The organism is Rouxiella aceris, from assembly GCF_012933545.1.
GTDB lineage: Bacteria > Pseudomonadota > Gammaproteobacteria > Enterobacterales > Enterobacteriaceae > Rouxiella > Rouxiella aceris.
Genome location: NZ_JAADJU010000008.1, coordinates 288,925 through 310,492, shown reverse-complemented (window position 1 = coordinate 310,492; position 21,568 = coordinate 288,925). Strand labels below are relative to the sequence as shown.

Here is a 21,568-nt window from a genome sequence, read left to right as displayed (position 1 = left end):
ACTCGGGACAGGTTACGCCCCGCCGGCAATGGCGGGGCGCGAACTTCGATGATTATTTTACTTTATCAGCCGGTACCACCACCAGTTTCTGGTCGCTGACCGACAGCGCCTGAACTTCACGGTCATACATCGCCTCGCCATACGCCGGCGGGATAATAAAGCTACCGGTATTGGTGGCTTTGATCTGATAAACAAACTCCTGCACATTGCTAGTGGCACTGCCGTAAATCACCACCCGATCTTCGCGAATATCACTATAATCCGCCGCCCAGGTAGAACCGGAGACCGCCAGCGGCGATTGCCACGACGCCGAGGCGTCTGCATCGCTGTTATCATCGCTGCCGTCAGACGCTGGTGGCGGTGGCGTTTGCTGCACCACTTCAAACCCGCCCGGCAGTAAATCGACAATCGCCAGATTGCTTTGCCCCTCTTTCGAATTGGCGCGAATTTTCAGGTGGACATTCACTTTCTGCCCCAAAGTGACTTGCGTCACCGCTTTACCCTGTTCATCGGTGTAATCACGGGTGATCTCCAGGCCGCGCGCAATGGCTTTTTTCGGTGCCGCCAGATCGTAACCAGCCTGCGTTACCACATACCAGGCGGGAGCATCGTTAGCGTTTTCAAAGCGCAGTGCCTGGGCCTCTGCACTGAAATCGGCGGTCGCCAGCAGCCCCTGAATACGCGAAATCAGCTGCGGAACAACCTGCTTATTGTTGCCGATCTCGGTGATTTTCAGCCCATCCGCCGTGGCCTGTGCGGCAACCTGCGTGGAATAACTCTCCAGTGCCAAAATGCTCATCGCCGATGAATAGGTGGTGTAACGTTCCTCTTTCAGCGCTTTGACCATATTTTCCAGCACCTGCGGCGGGATGGATGACACTTTTTCCGGGAAGTGACGGGTGATCAGATAGAGACGCGTGGCGTCCTGCACCAGCGGATCAAAGTAACTCTGTGTCCACCAGGCTTTATCATAGGCTCGACTCATCTCCTTCCAGGTGGGCTGCAACAGCTTGTTGGCTTCCGTATCCATTTTCAGCAGATGATAAGAGGACGCCAGATAGAGCGCGCTGAGATCCGTTTGCCAGCGATCCGCATAGCGTTGCTGCAGGCTGTTTTGTACCGCCGCCAGCGCGCCGGTGGTGATCTCACCCTGACGCGTCAGCAAATAGACTGCCCATGCCCGCAGACGCAGCTGGTAGAGATTGTCATTTTGATTAGTAGCCAGCTCACGCAGTGCGTCATTGGCTTCGTCGAGCATACCGTCCGGCAAGGCAACCCCCGCCGCCCTGGCTTCCAGCAAATACTGCACCACGTAAGGGGTAACAAAGGGATCGCTGTCCGGTGACGAGCGCCACAGGCCAATCGCGCCGCTGTCGTTCTGCCGTGAACGCAGTATGGCCAGCATATCTTTCAGCTTTTTATCGATTTGCGTCTGATTCAGTGCGCCTCTTAGCTCCGGATGCAAGCCTTCCAGAACCATCGGCAGCGAACGGCTGACAATCTGCTCTGAACAGTAATAGGGATAATCCGCCAGGTACTGCGACAACCCGCGGGTCAGCACCAGCGGCGAGTTGGACACCGCCGCCTTTTGCACCGCATAAGCAGCAAACATCTGTCGCAGATTATCAATATTCTGGCTGCTACCACTCATGCGCCCCATGATTGACTGGGTGCGGAATGGCATTGCCGGACGTACCGAGGTGCTAATGGTGCGGCGGCTGGTTTTATCCGCATACCTGGCGTCAAAGGTCAGCGGCGCATCACCCAGTACAGCATTGGCCCGTAAGCGGAAGTTAATCACCCCTTCACGTTTTTCAGCCAGCGACAGGTTTTGATCGGCGCTGCCGACCACGTCCAACTGAGGCGGGACGCTGAGATGCACGGCGATATCGACACTTTGTCCATTCAGCCCCTCGAGGTTATTACTGACACCAACGCTGACGTCAAACTCATCCCCCGGAGCCACCATCGACGGTACGTTAGGGGTCATAATAAAGTCGTCGCGCACCGTGGCAGAAGTTTGCGCGTTACCGATTTTGTCCGGCGTAACGGAAATCGCCATCACGCGGATTTTGCCGTTAAAGTACCCCGGCACCGGATAATCAAACTGCTTCTCGCCGTTGACTTCGGTAATACCGGACCAGTAAGCCACCGGCTTGTCACGCTTGCGTTTAAACGGATTGACGTTGAGATCCAGGCCGCCGCCGCCGTCACCGCCGGGTGCTGCCGCCAGTTTCATTAATTTACTAAACTCTGGCAGGATCAGATCGAGGATTTGCGAGCTCTCTACGCCTAGCTCACGTTTGCGGAAGAAGTACTCGAGGGGATCTTTCAGGCGATAACGCGCCACCTGCAAAATTCCTTCGTCGACGGCGAACAGCGCGACCTGCTGCGGGCCGGTGGTTTTAACGGTCATCCTCAGGTTTTCGCCCGGTTTAATCACCTCCGGCGCACTGACCTGCAGCGCGTTTTGCCGCCCTTTGGTACTGATTTTGAACGGCATGACACCATAGCTTAGCGGGCTCATAAAGATTTCATCGGAATTGACATCACGGACAAACTGCACGTTGATATAACCGTTACCTTCCATGCCCGCCGGGATACGGATTTTTTGCACTGAACTGGTGGTGTCGGTATGGAACCACTGCCAGCCGTAGACTTTGTCTTTCTCAATGGTGATCAGCCCGCTGCCGGTATAAGGCGCATTGATCGATACCTCGATTTCATCCCCCGGCAGGTATTCGCCCTGATTCAGTTTCAGCTTCAGCTCGGCATTTCTGTCCAGCGAGCGACTGAGGTTGGCATTACCGGCAACGCTATAGGCGATGCGATTAAGCACCCGGCCTTGCGCGTCTTCGACCACCAGCACAAAATCACCGGGTTTGTCGGTGGCCAGCGTCAGCGCATTGCCTTGTGCGCTTAGCGACAGCGGCTGTTCCGACAGCGGCACTTCCTTCAGTTTTGACTGATATTTATAGATGCCGGAATCCTGTTTGGTCAGCACCGAGATATATTTCTGTTCAATCAGCGCAACTTTCAGGTCAGGCAGCGCGATTTGTGCCAGGGTAGGGTCAACGGCAATCAGTTGCAGATGACGTATGGCACCGCGATTGATATACCCCAGATCGCCATCCGGTTTTACACCAACCAGATAATCATAGGGCGATACCAGCACATGGGCGGTGGCAGCCACCGAGCGCCCGCCGCCAGCCACAAAGGCTTCGGACAGCAGTTGCAGCTGATAGGTGGCATCGGCGTAAGAATGCAGATCCAGCGGAATATTTGCCGCGCCCTTGTCATCGGTGGTGCGGTCTTCCAGTGCCGTTTCAAAGCCGTCATTGTTCTGACGATCTTCGTAGAAGCGATAGTCGGCAAATTTATCGAAACTCGGATACATCGGGCGCAGCGTCAGTTTCGATGCTACGCGGCGATCCTGGGCCGGGGTACCAAACAAATTCTGCACATCGATATTGGCCTGCAGTTGCGACGGTTTTACCCAGCCCTGTTTGCGCTCCGGCGTCAGTTGCAGTTTTACTTTCAGTTGGTCTGGTTCAAACTCTTTCACGTTTACCGCGGTATAACCCAGCAACGTGGAAGATTCATTGTTCTTGCCGATTAGATACAGATAGACGTTCCATTCACCGGTGGGTGAATTTTCATCGGTGGTATAACTCAGTTCATTAAAACCACTGGACCCCAGCGTTAGCGGGATGGTGCTCATCAGCTTGTCGCGCGGATCGTGGATCTCAGCGCGTACCGGCACACCGCCAAGGGCCATACTCCAGTCGGCGGCACGGGTGATTAGCCCGATATTAAAGGTGTCGCCGGGGCGATAAACCCCGCGATCGGAGAACAGATAGCTGCTCAGGGTACGCGGATCGTCCGGTGTTTGTTCACCCGCCACATCAAAACGCGAGAAATCGAGACCACGATCGTTATTGCGATCGGCTGGCAGGAAAGAGACATCGCCCTCTTTTTCCACCAGGAACATCACCGGCTGGCGTTCGTTGGTGTAAACATCCAGCGCCGGAAAGTGCACATGGCCGTCAGCGCCGGTCATTTCGCTCAGCAGCGTGACGCCGTTTTTGGCGATCACCGAAACCCTGGCATTGCCGACCGGTGTACCCTGCTGAATTGACTGTACAAATACGTCGCGGGTTTTATCCTGCGAACGTTTGGCGATAATCCCCAGATCGGTAACCACCACAAAGCGCGAATCGCCCACCGGCGCCTCGTCTGCGTTCTGCTCCTGCTGATCCTGCGCCTCATCATCATTGCTGACGGTCGATTCGGCTTTTTTCTGCGGATCCCATGACGACAGCGTCAACAGGAACACACCGCGGTGCGAACGGGGATCGGTAGATAAATAGCGGGAGAGATCGACGCCCTGGTAATTGACCTCACCCGGCTTATCGTTCTTTACTGCGGTCTGATAGCTGAAGTGCTCAGTAAAATACTCATCATTCAGACGATTAAAATCTGCCGAGGAATATTGCCGACTCTTGAAGGAAACGATGTGTTGCAGCTGGCTCGGGATCACCCGTTTGATATCCAGACGCAAACCCGGCACATTGCGCGCGGCGATGCTGATTTGCTTGTCACCCTTCACCGACAGCAGCGAACCCTGCGACATAAATTGCAGGGTTTTGGGATAATCCGGAACCTGCACAATGCGATAGATTTTTTCCGGCATTTTATAGCCACCGAATGAGGTCAGCACATTGTCTATCTCTACCAGCATGGAACGATGTGCTGGCGCATCGAAGCGGAAACTGAACTGCGGCTGGTAGTCACTTTCGGCATCATTTAATTGCACGTCCAATGGCGTGGACTGGGCAAGCACGTTATTTTCGACGCGGTCCACCTGCCAGCTGGCGTAGTCATCCTCGCCCTTGGCCGCGTCTTCATCGTTGGGATCGTGCTGCGGCAACAGCCAGACTTTTACCGCACGGCGGATATCTTTATCTTTTACCGCATCGCTAAAAGCGAGGATCAACGCACGTTCACCCTTGGCAGCTTCAGCATCCACCACCTGCGCGCTGGCATCCTTGACCGTCAGGCTGTAGAGCGTCGGTACGGCCACCGTGGCGCTACGCGTCTGGCTGGTAGCATTCGACGCCACCGAGGCCTTGATCCCTTCGGCAACAGTCACAGAGACCATCCCGCCGTGATCGAGGGATTTCAGCGGTTCGGAGTGCACCCAGGCGTTGAGTTTTTTCTGGTCATAGACCACGGAGTAATTGAGTTTGCTTTGCGACTTGTTTTCCCCTTCGCTCAAAGCCAGGGAAATCTGTTTTTCAAAACTGGCGACATCCACCGGCGCGTTAAATTTAACGTTAAAAACGGCGCTGCGTTTTTGCGCATCCTGTGGGTCCTGATAATACTCGGCCTGGCCAAGTTGATAATCAAAAGCCGGCGCGCTGAATTCATAGTGGGTTACTGACAGCTTGCTTTGCGGTGCCAGCAACAGGTCAGGGATAATATCCACTTCATATTTGCTCCCCATAGGCAGCGGGTTTTTGGGGGTAAACACCAGCCGATCGCCGCTTTGCCACTTCCACTCCCCGGCGACTGCCGGTTTCAGGGTAATACCGGTTTCAATCACTTTGCCCACGTCGACCAGCGGCGCGGCGGCGTTGCTAAAATTAAAAGTGACCGGCTGCGGCAGCGGTTTCTGCGCACTATAATTGACCGCATCAGGGCCGCTGATCCGTACGCTGGTGGCCCGATAGACTATAGGAGCCGGTTGAATAGGTTGCGGTCGGTTCAACCACCAGTGCCAACCGTAAACGCCGGCACCGGCGGCGCAAAGCAGGACTAAAATCGTTGCCGCAACGGTTTTCGGGTAGGTATCAACCCCGCGTTCAAGGCAGATAAAGCCTCGTTTGAGCCAGCCAGACAGAACGGTCCACCAGCCGGGCGCCCGCCAGTCGATATTACCCACCAGTGGTTTGAAAATACGACCCAGCAAAGACAGAATAAAGGCCAGTGTTCGGAAGAGGCCTTTTAGCAAGGTAAAAGGCAGGCGAAGTAAGAATCTCAATAAATCCATTTGCAGTTGTCTCCTCCGATCCTGGTGACCGATAAACTGAAGCGCTTTTTTATTAAACTAAAAGGTTTAAATAATTCATATTATTACACAGAATTTCCAACGGTAAAAAACCGCAAGAATTGTAGCGAAGGATAATCACTCTCTGGCTAAAAAGCCATCAGATAAAGCGTAGTCGGCAGCAGGTTTTTTCAGCTGATTTCTGCGCTGTCAGCGACGCCATTGTGTGAAACAATGGCGTCAGGATTTTGTGGATAAGCGACAAATGACATGAAGACTAAACTGATTACCCGTGAAGGTTATAACAAGCTGAAAACCGAGCTGGATTTTCTCTGGCGCGAAGAGCGTCCTGAAGTCACCAAAAAAGTGACCTGGGCTGCCAGCCTGGGCGACAGAAGCGAAAATGCCGATTATCAGTACAACAAAAAACGCCTGCGCGAGATCGACCGCCGCATAAGATACCTGACCAAATGCATGGAACAGCTGCGTATTGTTGACTATTCACCGCAGCAGGATGGCAAAGTGTTCTTTGGCGCCTGGGTCGAGATTGAAAATGCTGACGGCGAGAGCAAGCGTTTCCGCATCGTCGGTTACGATGAGATCTTTGGCCGTAAAGACTATATTTCCATCGACTCGCCGATGGCGCGCGCACTGCTGAAAAAAGAGGTCGGAGACAGTGCGGTGGTCAATACCCCGGTTGGCGACGCGCTCTGGTATGTCAACGAGATCACTTATAATTGCTGATCGCGGTTCCAACTATCTCAAAACGCCAGTCACAACGTGCAGATGACTGGCATTTTTGGCGTTCAAAACGTATAACTGTCCCCCTGTTTTCACGTCCTCTATTAACGAAAAACTGATACCCGACTTATGAATGATCAACTGAGCCGCATTATCGCGACAGAATTGCAGGTACGTCCGGAGCAGGTCGCTTCTGTCGTCCGCTTACTGGATGAAGGTAATACCGTGCCTTTTATTGCACGGTATCGTAAGGAAGTCACCGGCGGGTTGGATGATACCCAACTGCGTCAGTTGGACAGCCGACTCGGCTATCTGCGTGAACTGGAGGATCGTCGCCAGACCATTCTCAAATCCATTGAGGAACAGGGCAAGTTAAGCGAGGAACTGTCCACGGCCATTAATGGCACGCTGAGCAAAACCGAGCTGGAAGACCTCTACCTGCCTTATAAACCGAAACGCCGTACCCGGGGCCAGATCGCTATTGAAGCCGGTCTGCAACCGCTGGCCGAGCTGTTATGGCAAGATGCGCAGCAACAGCCGGAACTGGCTGCCGCCGTCTACGTCGATGCCGATAAAGGCGTCGGCGATGTCAAAGCCGCCCTCGATGGCGCACGCTATATTCTGATGGAACGCTTTGCCGAAGACGCCGCACTGTTGGCTAAAGTGCGTGAGTATCTGTGGAAGAACGCCCATCTGACGTCTCACCTGGTCGAAGGCAAAGAGCAGGAAGGGGCCAAATTTCGCGACTACTTCGATCATCACGAACCTATTGCCCAGGTACCTTCCCACCGGGCGCTGGCCATGTTCCGTGGCCGTAACGAAGGTATCTTGCAACTGGCGCTAAATGCCGATCCGCAAAGTGACGAACCGCCACGGGAAAGCTACGCCGAACTGATCATCATCGATCACCTCGGTCTCAAGCTCAACAACGCCCCTGCCGATGTCTGGCGTCGCGCGGTGGTAAACTGGACCTGGCGCATCAAGGTGTTGATGCATCTGGAAACCGAGCTGATGAGTACCCTGCGTGAGCGCGCCGAAGACGAAGCCATTAACGTCTTTGCCCGCAATATGCAGGATCTGCTAATGGCCGCTCCTGCCGGGATGCGCGCCACCATGGGGCTGGATCCGGGACTGCGTACCGGGGTTAAAGTGGCGGTGGTCGATAACACCGGCAAACTGGTCGCTACCGACACCGTCTATCCGCACACCGGTCAGGCGGCGAAAGCGGCGCAGCAGGTTGCCGCGCTGTGCATCAAGCACCAGGTTGAACTGGTGGCCATCGGCAACGGTACCGCCTCACGGGAAACCGAACGCTTCTTTATTGAGCTGCAAAAACAGTTCCCGGCGGTGATTGCGCAAAAAGTCATTGTCAGCGAAGCCGGGGCCTCGGTCTATTCTGCTTCCGAACTGGCGGCACTGGAGTTCCCGGATCTTGACGTTTCTATTCGCGGTGCGGTGTCTATCGCCCGCCGTTTACAGGATCCGCTGGCCGAGCTGGTAAAAATCGACCCGAAATCAATCGGTGTCGGCCAGTATCAGCACGATGTCAGCCAGAGCCTGTTGGCAAAAAAACTCGACGCCGTGGTCGAAGACTGCGTGAATGCCGTGGGCGTCGATCTCAATACCGCCTCGGTGCCGCTGCTTACCCGCGTCGCCGGCTTAACGCGCATGATGGCGCAGAATATCGTTAACTGGCGCGACGAAAACGGCCAGTTCCGCAATCGCGAACAGTTGCTGAAAGTCAGCCGCCTGGGGCCAAAAGCCTTTGAACAATGCGCTGGCTTCCTGCGCATCAATCATGGCGACAACCCGCTGGATGCCTCGACCGTCCACCCGGAAACTTACCCGGTGGTGGAACGTATTCTCGCCGCGACCGAGTTGGCGCTGAAAGAGCTGATGGGTGACTCAAACGTGCTGCGCGGACTGAAAGTCAGCGAATTTACCGACGAGCGCTTTGGTGTACCGACGGTGACCGATATTATCAAAGAGCTGGAAAAACCGGGCCATGACCCGCGTCCTGAATTTAAAACGGCAACCTTTGCCGAGGGCGTGGAAACCATGAACGACCTGACGCTGGGGATGATCCTCGAAGGTACGGTAACCAACGTCACCAACTTTGGTGCTTTTGTCGATATCGGCGTACATCAGGACGGTCTGGTGCATATCTCCTCGCTGGCCAACAAGTTCGTCGAAGACCCGCATACGGTGGTGAAAACCGGCGATATCGTGAAAGTCAAAGTGATGGAAGTCGATCTGCAACGCAAGCGTATTGCCTTGACCATGCGTCTGGATGAGCAACCGGGCGAAGCCCCTGCCCGCCGCAGTGGACCGGCTACGCCGGTAGCCAGCAAAGGCCGTGAAGCACCGGCAAAACGCAGCAACGCTCCCGCGGCGCGCAGTGGTGGCGGTGGCAGTGCCGGTAACAGTGCGATGAGTGATGCACTGGCGGCAGCGTTAGGCAAAAAACGCTAACCTACATAATTATTGCCTGCTTAAGGTTCACTGCCGGATTTTCGGTGGTGAACCTTTTCACCGCCAAAGCGGTTATTGACAATGATTCCTGTTTATTTCGTGCGCTACATCAATAAATCCCGCCAGCCTCCGGCATAGGATAGTCACGCAACGGACACATCTAACAACTGAAAATCGTTTGTTTAACTTCCATCTATTAGAATCTATTTTGATAAAGATTATCATTATCATTTGTATTCAGTAAGCTAAATAGCACCTTTTCAGGGTATGTCACTTCCAGGCCTGCGGGCAAAATGAGGTTCTCTATGCAATTTCAAACTCAGCGATCCTACAAAATCACTGGTTTTTCTCGTGACATCAGTCCTGCCTATCGTCAGAAATTGCTTTCACTCGGCATGCTGCCCGGTTCTCAATTCAGCGTACTTCGCGTCGCCCCTTTAGGTGACCCGCTGCAAATTGAAACCCGCCGCACCAGTCTGGTTGTGCGCAAAAAGGATCTGCAGTTGCTGACGCTTGAGTTGCAGGAAAAATAAGCTTGCTGATGATAATTTTTGCCGAGATAACACAATGAAAAAAATGACAATTGGGTTGATTGGTAACCCAAACTCAGGGAAAACTACCCTTTTTAACCAGTTAACCGGCTCCCGCCAGCGCGTCGGCAACTGGGCCGGGGTCACCGTCGAGCGTAAAGAAGGCACCTTCTCTACCGCAGAAAACCAGGTGACACTGGTAGATTTACCAGGGACTTACTCCCTGACCACTATCTCGCAGCAAACCTCGCTGGATGAGCAAATTGCCTGCCACTATATACTCAGCGGCGAAGCCGATCTGCTGATCAACGTGATCGATGCCTCCAATCTTGAGCGTAATCTCTATCTCACGTTGCAACTGCTGGAACTCGGCGTCCCCTGCGTGGTAGCCCTCAATATGCTCGATATTGCCAAAGCCCAGCATATTGATATTGATATTCCCGCCCTGTCCGCCCAATTGGGCTGCCCGGTGGTTGCGCTGATTTCTACCCGCGGCAACGGTATCGAAGAACTGAAAAGTGCGGTGGATAGCTGCCCGGCCCCTCAGGACTTCCAGCGGGTGATCTATCCGCAGGTGATGATGCAGGAAGTGGCCACGCTGGCAGCAGCGATGCCGGCCGATACCACGGCGTTGCGCAGAAACTGGCTGGCCCTGCAAATGCTGGAAGGTGACATCTATAGCGCCACCCACGCCGGTAATGCCAACGCCCTGCTGCCGCAAGTGCAAAGACGTCTGGCACAGCAGCAAATTGACGATCCGGCGCTGACCATTGCCGATTGCCGCTACCAGGCGATTGCCGCACTGTGTGCCAAGATCAGTAACTCACATCTCACCCTGCCAAACAAACTCACCCAGGCACTGGATAAAGTGATCCTCAATCGCTTTCTCGGCGTGCCTATTTTTCTGCTGGTGATGTATTTGATGTTTGTGATGGCGATTAATATCGGTGGTGCACTGCAACCACTGTTTGATGTCGGCTCGGCCACACTCTTTATTCAGGGTACCCAGTGGGTTGGCTATATGCTGCACTTCCCGAACTGGCTAACCCTGTTCCTTGCTCAGGGTATTGGCGGCGGGATTAACACCGTGCTGCCATTGGTGCCGCAAATCGGCATGATGTACCTGTTTTTATCCTTTCTGGAAGATTCGGGCTATATGGCCCGTGCCGCTTTTGTTATGGACCGACTGATGCAGTCGTTGGGTCTGCCCGGTAAATCCTTTGTGCCGCTGATCGTCGGTTTCGGCTGTAATGTACCGTCCATTATGGGGTCGCGCACCCTGGATGCACCACGCGAACGCCTGATGACCATCATGATGGCCCCCTTTATGTCCTGCGGCGCACGTCTGGCAATATTTGCCGTTTTTTCGGCTGCCTTTTTTGGCCAGCAAGGTGCATCCATTGTCTTCTCGCTGTATATGCTGGGTATTGTGGTTGCCATTCTTACCGGATTGGTGATGAAGCACACCATTATGCGCGGTGAAGCCTCGCCCTTTATTATGGAACTGCCGGTTTACCATATTCCGCATATGAAAAGCCTGCTGCTGCAAACCTGGCAACGCCTGAAAGGCTTTGTACTGCGCGCGGGCCGAGTGATCATCATCGCCAGCGTGTTTATCGGTGCACTCAACAGTTTTTCTTTTAATGGTAAAGCCGTCGACAGCATCAATGACTCGGCATTGGCCAGCGTCAGTAAAGTACTGACTCCGCTGCTGACGCCAATGGGCATCCATCCGGATAACTGGCAGGCGACCGTCGGTCTGGTTACCGGGGCAATGGCCAAAGAGGTGGTAGTAGGTACTCTTAATACCTTGTATACCGCCGAAAAAATCACTACCGCCCCCTTTGATCCGGCAAGCTTTGACCTGTGGGGAGCGTTGACAGGTGCAGTCGGCACCACCTGGAGCAACTTGCAGAGCACCTTTAGCGTCAGCGTACTGTCTAACCCGATTGAAGCGAGCAAGGGCGACGGCAATATGTCCGCCAGTTCAATGGGTGTGATGAGCACCCAGTTTGGTACCGCTATTTCCGCCTACAGCTATCTGATTTTTGTCTTGCTGTATGTACCCTGCGTGTCGGTGATGGGGGCAATTGCCCGTGAAACCAATCGCAACTGGATGACCTTCTCGATCCTCTGGGGATTAAACGTCGCCTATTCTCTGGCCACACTGTTTTACCAGGCCGCCACCTTCACTGATCATCCAACACACAGTGCAGTAATTATCGTCACGGTACTGATCGTTAACGCGCTGATCCTGACCGGGCTGCGTCGCTCACGCAGTCGGGTCACCGGCACACTGGTCAGCCGTGATCCGGTCTCCTGTTGTAAAGTCAGCTCCGGCGATTGCCACTAGCCATGGCGAATCCGTGCAGCCTGACTGATGTCAGGGATCAACTGGCATTCGCGGGCGTCAGCAACGCCCGCGAGCTAAGCCATAAGTTGCAGGCCTCGGAGCCTCTGGTGCAGGCAATGCTTGAGCGTCTGGTGCTGATGCAAAAAGCCGAGCAGGTTCAACAACCGGTTACCCTCAGCGGTCAATGCAAAACTTGTCTGCAAGGTAAAAAATGCCAGAGTGTTCCCTACTATCGATTGCGGGATCAGTCAAACGTCTGACCTTGCGAGCCAGCCTCTGATGTTGCCCGGAGCTGGCCTGTTACTTGCCAGATCAAAGGTATATCATCCCCCGGGCAAGCAAACCGCCTGGAGCCTTGAATGATCGACAGTGAAATCACCTTCCGCAAGCTTGAAGTTTTTCTCGCCTATATGGAAAAACTGAATATTAGCCGTACCGCAGAACATTTGGGATTAAGCAGCGTCAGCGTCCATCGCGCATTACACTCCCTTGAAGAGGGATTGCGCTGTCCGCTGTTTATTCATAAAGGACGCAACCTGCTGCCCTTGCCCGCCGCGCAAACACTGCTCGAGCATGCCAGCCAGGTGATTGAACAGATGGAGTTGGGGGTACAGGCCACCCAGCGCACCGCAGGCTTTGGCGAAAAACGCCTGAAACTGGGCACCCTGTATTCGCTGACGCTGGAAACCATTCCCCGTTTGATTATGGGGCTAAAGCTGCGCCGCCCCGAACTGGAGCTGGAGCTGGTGATGGGCTCCAATCAAGTGTTGATCGACCGTCTCGGCAACCAGCAACTCGATGCCATTCTGATTTCCACCAGCGACTCGGAAATTGACGATCACTATTATGATCAACTGCCGCTGTTTCAGGATGATATCTACCTGGCAGCTCCCGCCAATAGCGAGCTGAGCACCGAAGGCACCGCTGATCTGCGCGATTTCCGTCAGAAAAAATTCATCTCGCTGGCGGAAGGGTTTGCCACTTATCACGGTTTTCAGGAGGCTTTTCAGGTGGCCGGTTTTGAACCTGATATTGTCACTCGGGTGAACGATATCTTCTCTATGCTCAGCCTGGTTCAGGCCGGCGTAGGCTATACCTTGATCCCCGGGCGTATGAAGGGAGTGTATGCCAATACCGTGAAGATGATCCCGCTGGCTGAACCTTACCAAATGCGGCAAACCATTTCCCTGGTGTTTGCCCGCAGCCGCGGACACGATCCCAATCTGCTGGCGCTGGCGGCCGAGAGTCGAATGTTCGCCCTCGGCCATCTGCCGCAAAGCCGTTAATGGCCTTGCTCACACCGGTCAGCGTCTGGCCAGACGTCGGGACAGGGTTTGCGCTACCTCAATGCTGGACTGGCTCAGGGACAGGGCGTCGCCTTCGGCCATCACCCGCTTGGTCAGGCCAGTCAATACCGCGCCCGGCGGCATTTCGATAGCCAGACGCACTTCGCGCTGGTAAGCCGCCACCATGGCATCATGCCAGTTCACCCGTCGCGCCATATTAAATGCCAGATCGTCGGCAATTTGCTGCGGCTGCCAGTAGACCCGCGCACTGCTGCCACTGAGATAGCCGCAGGTCGGACGCTGTAAGGTGACCCGGCTAAAGGCGGCGGCCAATTCTGCTGCCGGTTTATCCAGCAGAGCGCAATGGGAAGGTACGCTGACTGCCAGCAAATGCGTTTTATGCGCCCCCATCGCCGCCGCCCGTTCACGCACCTGTTGCATCGCCTCATTACTACCGGCAATCACCATTTGATCTTCGGCATTGATATTAGCCAAAAACACCGGCATCTGCGGCGAATTAACCTGTTGCAGCAGAATTTCCAGCTGTTGCTGGCGTAGACCGATAATCGCCGACAGGCCAAAGCCCTGCGGATAGGCGTGCTGCATAAGCTCACCGCGCAGTGCCACCAACTGTACCGCCTGTTCAAAATCCAGCGCTCCGGCGATCACCGCCGCAGGAAAGGCGCCAATGGATAAACCGCTGACAAAATCCGGCATTACCCCGTCGCCACGCAGATGCTCGGCCCATATCACGCCGCAAATCAGTAAACACAGTTGTACTGCCCGCGTAGCACGCAGCGCCTCGGCACTATCAAGCAGTAACACATCTTCGCTTAATGCCCGACTGGCACGCTGGATAAAATCTCGCGTCAAGGAAGTGTCAGGCAATTGATGCAGCATGCCGACCACCTGAGGCCCCTGTCCCGGAAAGGTAAAGATGATTTTCATTGCGCTCCGTCGTCCTCGCTGTTGGGCTGCCAGGGGTTACGCACCAGGCAGGGTCCAAAGTCGGTTTTTAACATGACATCGCCGCCGCGCAGCCATTCGCTCAAAGCGAAACCGCCCTGCGGGGAGTTGATTTGCACATCGGTACGGCAGGGAAGATACGCCAGGGCGCGGTGAAAATCGGCAAACATCTCTGCCTGACAAGGGGTATCGCAGCGGATCATCAGATCGAGATCGCTGCTGGCATGCATCACCGGGATATCCGTCGCCAGCGCATAGCCACAGCTGCCGGTCACGCCCCACGACCAGGGCAACGCCATACCCACCAGAGCGATCAGCGCCTGTACCGGCGGCTGCGAAACAAACGCCGAACTTAGCAGCAGGTTAACGTCCGCCACCAGCGATTGCGGTGTGACCACCCGGACAATATGCGCCGGGTCGAGCCAGGCGGCCGCGCGTTGGCTACGGCTGATACCACGAATACCCACCGCCAGACGATGTGCCTGCTGGCGATCGCGACGCACCACCAGCGGTAAATGCGTTTGCCAACCGAGGCTCACCCAGTCGGGCAACACATCGCCTTGACCGGCAAGCGGCCGCTGCGAGCACCAGACCAAATCATGGGGGCGGGGCAAACTCATAAAGACTCCTTACATTGCAGGCAATTCCACATTTTGGGTAGTGCAGCGAACCCAATCCAGGCCGCTGCACCCCCAGAGATTAGTGAATACTTGCCGTTAAGGAAATAAACAGCGGCAAGGTAACAATACATAACACCGAGCTAATCAGTAATGCCGCTTCGGCATCCGGAGACTGAACGCCAAACCGGTTACCAAACACAATACCGAAGAAGCCGGCAGACAGCGCAATCATCAGAATTGCCGTCACCGCAACCGGGCCGCTGATACCAAAGGCCATCACCAGACCCCAGGCGATAAAGGGTTGGATCAGATTCTTGGCAACACAAGAGACCAATACCGGTCCGTTAATTTTCAGTTTGCGCGCTGACAGGATCACGCCGGTCAAAAACAGCGCCGATGCCGTCGCCGCCAGGCCCAAAGGCTTGATGGAGGCCAGCACCATATCCGGCATTTTAATACCGACAGCGGACAGTATCACCCCCAGCAAGGGTCCCCAGACGATGGGTTTTTTCACTGAACGCCACATCAATATTGGCAACATGGTCAATACCGAACCACGAGTTTCACCGCTAAGGCGCGCTTTTTCTCTTTCGAGGATCAGCAGACAAAACGGCGTCATCAATACTGAACCGCAGGCGATGGAAACCGCCACCGACAATGACGTGCCGGCACTTTCACCGACCACACTGCCAAGGATCGGCAGACCCAGCGCAGCATAGTTCGGCAATGCGACGGTTAGCGTCAGCACCGCCGCGTCCTGCGCCGATTTTTTAAACACCTTGGTGCATATCAAATAGATGGCAGCATAGGTGATCCACATGGCCAGCGTCAGTACCAGAATCAACGGGCTTTGGCCGATAATCCCCGCCCAGGGGGTCTGCACCGTCGCGGTAAACAGCGCGGCGGGTAACGCAAAGTCCATCACTAAGACGTTTAGCAAAGAGACATTCTGGTTATCAACCATCTTCGCTTTACCGGCAAAATAGCCGAGGATCATAATGACGAAAATCGGTGCAAGTGCGTGCAATATTACATATGTCATAACGTGGTACCTGAGGTCAGAATAAATAAGTAATTCCCCGGTCCACCGGTTGCGATGTTTTTTTTATATATCCAGTCATGTTTTAGGCAAAACCCGTGCCCGGCCCACAAAATACGTGAGCCGAACACCTGCCTGGTCGAAGCGGCATGCTGTTGCAGGTGCGTACCGGTCAAACAACAGGAAAGCTGTGCATTACCACTGTTGACGCATAAGTTCCCGAACCTTGCGTGAACTGGCGCGGTTATCGGCACCGAGACGGTTACCGAGGTAGACGCCCTGGGTGGCGATCTCATTGATGGCAGTCGCCACCGCGGCTTGGACGCGTGCGATATCTTCCGCACTGGCGTTTTCCGGGTTGGCAATGTCCATCAGCTGCGATAACAGCCCCAGGGTGGCGTAGTTTTCAATGTCGTAGGCCATTGGCGGAATGGTTGCCGCCAGCTTTTCCAGCGATTCGACTGAACGCAGGGTGATGCGCGCCGCCGACTCTTTGCCCATGGCATGGATCATCACGCCGCTGTCGTTAAAAGCGATCAGCTTGTTGGCCTGATAACCGTGGGCCAAAAAGGCACCGGACATCGCTTTGCCCACAATCAAACCGACAATCGGGTGACCGGCCAGACGCGCTTTGGCATAGGCACCGGCAGCTCCGGCCAATGCCTGATGAATACCAAAGGCCTCTTCACGACGGCCATAGGCCTGGCTGGGAACATCAATAATCGCCACAATCGCCCGTTTGCGACTTTTGCCCGCATCCTGGTCAATCACCCGATTAACCACTTTGGCCAGCGTCCAGCCTTCAAGCAGTCCGACTTCGCCACGGGCCGCACGCGGATAGCGGTTATCGGCATCCGGCACTACGGCGATATAGCGTACGTCGTGTTGTTGCAAACGACCGTCGGCAGCCAGCACCGATGGGCAGAGTCCGCTAACCGGCGTAGCGCCGGCGGTCAACTGACGAAACCAATAGTCGCCGCGGCTGAAACTGTTGTCTGATGTGCTCATTGTGGGTCCTCCAGGTTGGCAGCGGAACGGGTAAACAGCGCCTGCGTAACCTCACGACTGGCCTGCTTGCTGGTGTCGAAACCGGCCAGCTTCGGCAGGTAAAAGGCATAGTTATCAGAACGATGCTGCGCCGGAACCCCTTGCTTAATAAACGACAGCATGCTGTTTTTCACTTCCAGCAGGGAGTCGCTGACCAGTGCATCGACAAAACCGCTGGCATAACGCACTTCACCGCCGGTAATGCTCCAGATAAACGGACGATCGCGGGAGTCGTATTCGGCAATCCCCGCTTCCTGTTCAATAACCTGCGGGCCATTCAGCCCCAGACGCGCTTCGCGGGTAACAATTAACCTGGTGCACAAGGCAGCGGCAATCGACATGCCACCAAAGCAGCCGACGGTGCCGGCCACAACGCCAATCACCGGGGTATAGCGACGTAAATCGACAATCGCCGCATGAATATCGGCAATCGCCGCCAGTCCCAGATTGGCTTCCTGCAGACGAACGCCGCCGGTTTCCAGCAGTAACACCGCTTGCGTCGGTATGCCGTTGCGGTTGTCTTCTGCCGCCAGCTCCAGCGCCGCCGCCATTTTGGCACCGGACACTTCACCCATGCTGCCGCCCTGGAATGCGCCTTCAATTGCAACGATCACCGCTGGTTGACCGGCGATGGTGCCTTTCGCCACCACCATGCCGTCATCGGCCTGCGGGACAATGCCCTGCGGTGCCAGCCATGGGGAAGATACGCGCTGGAAAGGGTCGAGCAGTTCACGAAAGCTGCCTTGATCCAACAATTTGCGCGCACGCTGACGTGCGGTCAGTTCAATAAAGCTTTGATCCGCAACCTGAGCTCCGGGAGTCATATCAATAGACATCAGACGCCTCCTCAAAAACTTGTTCGATACGCAGACGGGCTACGCCGGGCGTGGCTCCGAAATCGTTGATATCCAGTTGACCGGCGGGCAGTTGGCGAACACCCGCCAGATGGTCAAAGAAACGCTGCCACAATCCGTGGCTGCCATCGACAGAGGTCGCTACGCGAATGGTCAGCATAGTGCCCGCTTTTGGTTCATACAGGGCTTCGAGATCCCCGGAACCGACCACGCCAGCCTGGGCGTGTCCCGGCAGGCTGTCCTGTGCCGGATAGGTAAATTCAAAACGTTCCATAACACCTCTTCATCAAATCATGATGTTAACTATTGGCTCGGGTGACGCCGTCGAGAAACAGCGTGGCGGCCAGCAGATCGGCCGCGCCACCGGGTGACGCGTTATCGGCCAGCATGCGTTGTTCCAGTTGATATAGCTGGTACTGACCGGCGCTGGTCTGCACGCCACCGGCTTGCAATACGGCGTCGGCCCCTTGCTGCATGGCCAACAGCGCCGACATGCCACCGCGTGACAACACGCAGGTATCAGTCAGGGTGGTCATTACCGCCAGCAGCGCATTAAGCTGCGCCTGGTTTTCGCTGGCACCGCGTTGGCGGCTGGCACGCAGTTCCGGCAACCCACGCTCAATGATGTGGGGGAAACCGCGCTGCGCTTCCTCTTTTGCCCCAGGCACCCGATAACGCTGTACTGCATGTGAACCTTTGCTAAAGGTTATCGGGCTAAAGGCATCCGGCAGTCGCGCCAGCTCGGCGGCACACTGGGCAATATCAGCGGCCTGACTCAGCGCCGGTTGCATTGCCACCGCGCTGACCAGCAAGCCCATTGCCCAGATCGCGCCACGGTGGGTATTTACCCCGCCGGTGGCGGTCATCATCTGCCGTTCACCCAGACGCCCAAGACGTCCGACTTCCTGGCGCAGTGCGATATCCACCGGGCGCAGCCAGCAATGTTGTGCCAGAGCATAAAAAGTGGCGGTCAGGCTGTGGGCCGAACGCTCCATCAGCGCCAGATTAAGATCCTGATGAGCCCCCGATCCTCGGCTATCAACCAGCCCCGGTTTTGGACTCAGCCGCGCTTCATCGATCAACGCCTGCGTTGCCCTTTCTGCCAGTTTCGCGGCCAGAACATCGGCCTGCCGGGTGTTCGATAAAGTCAGCGGCATAATTACCAGCTCCGGAATTTAGCCGGTGGGTTGTACAAACCTCCGGACCAGTCGACCAGTTCGCCCACACTGCTGGCGGCCAGCAGCGAACGGGTGGCGTCGGTGCGGCGAATACCCATATCTTCCGGGAATACCACCAGCTCCTGACGGCGCAGTTCGGCAATGCGTTTGGCATCGACACCCAAACCAACATCGGTGATCCCGGCGACGGCGGCGACCATGGCACGGCGTTCTTCCAGAGAACGAGCACGATGCAGGTGCGCAATGCCCTCTTCGGTCAACACGTGGGTCACGTCATCGCCATAAATCATTACCGGTGCCAATGGCATACCGGATGCTTTGGCGACATCGATAGCTTCAAGTTTTTCCACAAAAGTCGGTTTGCCACCAGCCTGGAAGGTTTCCACCATCTGCACCACCAGCTTGCGACCGCGGGCCATCGGATCCGGCTCTTCAATCATATCCAGCCAGGCCGGGGTCGGGTGACGACGGCCGTGCGGGTCATGGCCCATATTGGGCGCGCCACCGAAACCGGCCAGACGGCCACGGGTTACGGTTGAAGAGTTGGCCAGACCGTCAACCTGCAGGGTTGAACCGATAAACATATCGACGGCGTACTGTCCGGCAAGTTGACAGAAGGCGCGGTTGGAGCGCATAGAGCCGTCAGAGCCGGTAAAGAACACGTCCGGACGGGCGGCAATATACTCTTCCATCCCCAGCTCACCGCCGAAGCAGTGAACGGTATCGACCCAACCGCTTTCGATAGCCGGGATCAGCGTCGGATGCGGATTAAGGGTCCAGTGTTTACAAATTTTGCCCTTCAGACCCAGTTGCTCGCCGTAGGTCGGCAGCAACAGTTCAATGGCGGCGGTATTAAAACCGATGCCGTGGTTAAGGGACTGCACCTGGTGTTTGGCGTAAATACCTTTGATAGCCATCATGCCCATCAGCACATGCACGGGTTTAATCAGACGGGGATCGCGGGTGAAAAGTGGTTCAATAAAGAAAGGCTTATCGGCAACAACGACAAAATCGATCCATGAGCCGGGGATATCCACTCGTGGCAGATCGTTTTCATCATCCACCAGCTCATTGACCTGGGCGATAACAATGCCGTTTTTAAAGGCAGCGGCTTCAACCAGTGCCGGGGTATCTTCGGTGCTGGCACCGGTATACAGATTGCCTTTACGATCAGCTTTAAAACCGGCAATCAGGGCGATATTCGGCACCAGGTCGACGTAAAGGCGCGAATAAAGTTCGATATAGGTATGGATCGCGCCGATTTCCATCATGCCGTCTTCAAGCAGTTGCGCAATACGCAAGCTCTGCGGGCCTGAGAAAGCAAAATCCAGCTTGCGGGCAATACCGTGCTCAAACAGGTCGAGGTGCTCGGCCCGGCTGACGCTCGGCATAATCATATGCAGATCGTGTAACTTTTCAGGATTGGCTTTCGCCAACATCCGTGACAGAAAATCGGCCTGTTTCTGGTTATTGCCTTCCATCACCACCCGATCGCCTGGCGCAATCAGGGTTTCTAAAATCGCGGTGATCTGTTCGGTGGGTAAGACTTTACCCTGAGCCACAGCCTGCACACTCTCAATGCGTCGTTGTTTTTCGCGACGATGAGTGTCCCAGACTTTCGTGGTCGGTGAATGTTGCTGCATGCCTAAACCTCCGGGTTTGACTTGCCAAACGTTTCTCTGCACGCCGTTGAGTAAAGCGCAACGTCACACGTAGAAAAAGGTTCCAACAAGGGGCGATTGCATCATAAATGACCTGTTTAAATAACCTGTTCAGTGTAGAAAGCCTGCCCGGTGCCATCAATCAAGGACAAACGCACATCGTTAGCCTAAGAGTAACGATTATGAAAAATCATTTTAAATCATTAGGATGAATAAATTAAAAGGCGAGATCACGCACAAAATATCGGGCAGCAGTCTGGAGGTGTAAATCAGTTGTCTACAGTTTGTAGAAACAAAACAGGGGATGGGATAATCAAAGGTTACAGCAGGTGCAGGGCAAGAGGGTAGCGACCTACCCTCTGGAGAAAACCGAGCCGCTCGGTTATTTAAACACTTCAGCGGTGGCGCTGATCTTGTTGTCATTTTTGGCTTCAATGACTACGTAATATTTGCCACCCTTTTCATCAGCCAATTTGGAAATAGCCTTTTTCGCATCCATTGGCGCGGTTTGCTTATTGGAAATAGAAACCGTCCCCAGGCTGTGATAATTCATTTTCTTTGCTTCTTCTCTGCTGATTTCTTTGGCTGCCATTGCGCCGGTAGAGAAAGTCGCAACTAACAGTGCAGCAACAACCATTTTGCCGTAGTTCATAACATAACCTCTTTATGGAATGATTTATTTTAAACTCGCTAACTTCAGAAGCCCGGCGTCGGTAGTGAACGTCCTGCTCAAATACCGCAATCTCTCCCCAGAGACGCCGAGGGGATGACA

Annotated in this window: 16 protein-coding genes; 6 read left to right on the top strand and 10 right to left on the bottom strand. The window is 54.9% G+C overall.

What is annotated here, in order from left to right; all coding sequences use genetic code 11:
• Window positions 1–52 precede the first annotated feature (52 nt).
• A complete protein-coding gene (locus GW590_RS16460; protein ID WP_169404143.1) occupies window positions 53–6,052 on the bottom strand; it encodes an alpha-2-macroglobulin family protein in 6,000 nt (1,999 codons plus the stop codon).
• 267 nt (window positions 6,053–6,319) lie between these two features.
• On the opposite strand from GW590_RS16460, the gene greB reads away from it, so the two are divergent.
• The 6 genes from greB (at window position 6,320) to GW590_RS16430 (ending at window position 13,431) form a co-directional block, all read left to right on the top strand.
• The gene (gene greB, locus GW590_RS16455) at window positions 6,320–6,793 is read left to right on the top strand and encodes a transcription elongation factor GreB (protein ID WP_169404142.1); all 474 of its coding nucleotides are present in this window, start codon (window positions 6,320–6,322) and stop codon (window positions 6,791–6,793) included.
• Between the two features lie 126 nt (window positions 6,794–6,919).
• Window positions 6,920–9,262 (top strand): Tex family protein, encoded by a 2,343-nt coding sequence (locus GW590_RS16450; RefSeq protein ID WP_169404141.1) that lies wholly within the window; start codon window positions 6,920–6,922, stop codon window positions 9,260–9,262.
• Window positions 9,263–9,567: 305 nt separating this feature from the next.
• Complete coding sequence (gene feoA / locus GW590_RS16445; protein WP_169404140.1) at window positions 9,568–9,795, top strand: ferrous iron transporter A; 228 nt, start codon at window positions 9,568–9,570, stop codon at window positions 9,793–9,795.
• 34 nt (window positions 9,796–9,829) lie between these two features.
• The gene (gene feoB, locus GW590_RS16440) at window positions 9,830–12,145 is read left to right on the top strand and encodes a Fe(2+) transporter permease subunit FeoB (RefSeq protein WP_169404139.1); all 2,316 of its coding nucleotides are present in this window, start codon (window positions 9,830–9,832) and stop codon (window positions 12,143–12,145) included.
• A 2-nt stretch (window positions 12,146–12,147) separates the two neighbouring features.
• On the top strand, window positions 12,148–12,405 hold the full coding sequence (locus GW590_RS16435) for a FeoC-like transcriptional regulator (protein WP_169404138.1): 258 nt from the start codon (window positions 12,148–12,150) through the stop codon (window positions 12,403–12,405).
• A gap of 99 nt (window positions 12,406–12,504) precedes the next feature.
• A complete protein-coding gene (locus GW590_RS16430) occupies window positions 12,505–13,431 on the top strand; it encodes a LysR family transcriptional regulator (protein WP_169404137.1) in 927 nt (308 codons plus the stop codon).
• A gap of 18 nt (window positions 13,432–13,449) precedes the next feature.
• On the opposite strand, the gene mdcH is transcribed toward GW590_RS16430, so the two are convergent.
• The 9 genes from mdcH to GW590_RS16385 all read right to left on the bottom strand — a co-directional run bounded on the left by mdcH (window position 13,450) and on the right by GW590_RS16385 (window position 21,448).
• Entirely contained in the window at window positions 13,450–14,379 is a 930-nt protein-coding gene (mdcH, locus tag GW590_RS16425; RefSeq protein ID WP_169404136.1) for a malonate decarboxylase subunit epsilon, read from the bottom strand.
• Window positions 14,376–15,017, bottom strand: a complete 642-nt coding sequence (locus GW590_RS16420; RefSeq protein WP_169404135.1) for a malonate decarboxylase holo-ACP synthase — start codon at window positions 15,015–15,017, stop codon at window positions 14,376–14,378. Before GW590_RS16420 ends, mdcH begins: the two co-directional genes overlap by 4 nt.
• 79 nt (window positions 15,018–15,096) lie before the next feature.
• A complete protein-coding gene (locus tag GW590_RS16415; RefSeq protein ID WP_169404134.1) occupies window positions 15,097–16,059 on the bottom strand; it encodes an AEC family transporter in 963 nt (320 codons plus the stop codon).
• A gap of 192 nt (window positions 16,060–16,251) precedes the next feature.
• The gene (mdcE, locus tag GW590_RS16410) at window positions 16,252–17,064 is read right to left on the bottom strand and encodes a biotin-independent malonate decarboxylase subunit gamma (RefSeq protein WP_169404133.1); all 813 of its coding nucleotides are present in this window, start codon (window positions 17,062–17,064) and stop codon (window positions 16,252–16,254) included.
• Entirely contained in the window at window positions 17,061–17,927 is an 867-nt protein-coding gene (locus GW590_RS16405; RefSeq protein ID WP_169404199.1) for a biotin-independent malonate decarboxylase subunit beta, read from the bottom strand. Before GW590_RS16405 ends, mdcE begins: the two co-directional genes overlap by 4 nt.
• Before the next feature lies 1 nt (window position 17,928).
• The gene (gene mdcC, locus GW590_RS16400) at window positions 17,929–18,231 is read right to left on the bottom strand and encodes a malonate decarboxylase acyl carrier protein (protein WP_169404132.1); all 303 of its coding nucleotides are present in this window, start codon (window positions 18,229–18,231) and stop codon (window positions 17,929–17,931) included.
• Between the two features lie 25 nt (window positions 18,232–18,256).
• On the bottom strand, window positions 18,257–19,114 hold the full coding sequence (locus GW590_RS16395) for a triphosphoribosyl-dephospho-CoA synthase (RefSeq protein ID WP_169404131.1): 858 nt from the start codon (window positions 19,112–19,114) through the stop codon (window positions 18,257–18,259).
• A 2-nt stretch (window positions 19,115–19,116) separates the two neighbouring features.
• Window positions 19,117–20,778, bottom strand: a complete 1,662-nt coding sequence (mdcA, locus tag GW590_RS16390) for a malonate decarboxylase subunit alpha (RefSeq protein ID WP_169404130.1) — start codon at window positions 20,776–20,778, stop codon at window positions 19,117–19,119.
• Window positions 20,779–21,178: 400 nt separating this feature from the next.
• Window positions 21,179–21,448, bottom strand: coding sequence for a YdgH/BhsA/McbA-like domain containing protein (locus GW590_RS16385; protein WP_169404129.1), 270 nt, complete (start codon window positions 21,446–21,448; stop codon window positions 21,179–21,181).
• Between the last annotated feature and the right edge of the window lie 120 nt (window positions 21,449–21,568).

What these genes read in the sequence shown, in the direction of transcription:
- GW590_RS16460 (WP_169404143.1), bottom strand. Translation starts at nt 6,052, where the DNA reads ATGGATTTATTGAGATTCTTACTTCGCCTGCCTTTTACCTTGCTAAAA.
- greB (WP_169404142.1), top strand. Translation starts at nt 6,320, where the DNA reads ATGAAGACTAAACTGATTACCCGTGAAGGTTATAACAAGCTGAAAACC.
- GW590_RS16450 (WP_169404141.1), top strand. Translation starts at nt 6,920, where the DNA reads ATGAATGATCAACTGAGCCGCATTATCGCGACAGAATTGCAGGTACGT.
- feoA (WP_169404140.1), top strand. Translation starts at nt 9,568, where the DNA reads ATGCAATTTCAAACTCAGCGATCCTACAAAATCACTGGTTTTTCTCGT.
- feoB (WP_169404139.1), top strand. Translation starts at nt 9,830, where the DNA reads ATGAAAAAAATGACAATTGGGTTGATTGGTAACCCAAACTCAGGGAAA.
- GW590_RS16435 (WP_169404138.1), top strand. Translation starts at nt 12,148, where the DNA reads ATGGCGAATCCGTGCAGCCTGACTGATGTCAGGGATCAACTGGCATTC.
- GW590_RS16430 (WP_169404137.1), top strand. Translation starts at nt 12,505, where the DNA reads ATGATCGACAGTGAAATCACCTTCCGCAAGCTTGAAGTTTTTCTCGCC.
- mdcH (WP_169404136.1), bottom strand. Translation starts at nt 14,379, where the DNA reads ATGAAAATCATCTTTACCTTTCCGGGACAGGGGCCTCAGGTGGTCGGC.
- GW590_RS16420 (WP_169404135.1), bottom strand. Translation starts at nt 15,017, where the DNA reads ATGAGTTTGCCCCGCCCCCATGATTTGGTCTGGTGCTCGCAGCGGCCG.
- GW590_RS16415 (WP_169404134.1), bottom strand. Translation starts at nt 16,059, where the DNA reads ATGACATATGTAATATTGCACGCACTTGCACCGATTTTCGTCATTATG.
- mdcE (WP_169404133.1), bottom strand. Translation starts at nt 17,064, where the DNA reads ATGAGCACATCAGACAACAGTTTCAGCCGCGGCGACTATTGGTTTCGT.
- GW590_RS16405 (WP_169404199.1), bottom strand. Translation starts at nt 17,927, where the DNA reads ATGACTCCCGGAGCTCAGGTTGCGGATCAAAGCTTTATTGAACTGACC.
- mdcC (WP_169404132.1), bottom strand. Translation starts at nt 18,231, where the DNA reads ATGGAACGTTTTGAATTTACCTATCCGGCACAGGACAGCCTGCCGGGA.
- GW590_RS16395 (WP_169404131.1), bottom strand. Translation starts at nt 19,114, where the DNA reads ATGCCGCTGACTTTATCGAACACCCGGCAGGCCGATGTTCTGGCCGCG.
- mdcA (WP_169404130.1), bottom strand. Translation starts at nt 20,778, where the DNA reads ATGCAGCAACATTCACCGACCACGAAAGTCTGGGACACTCATCGTCGC.
- GW590_RS16385 (WP_169404129.1), bottom strand. Translation starts at nt 21,448, where the DNA reads ATGAACTACGGCAAAATGGTTGTTGCTGCACTGTTAGTTGCGACTTTC.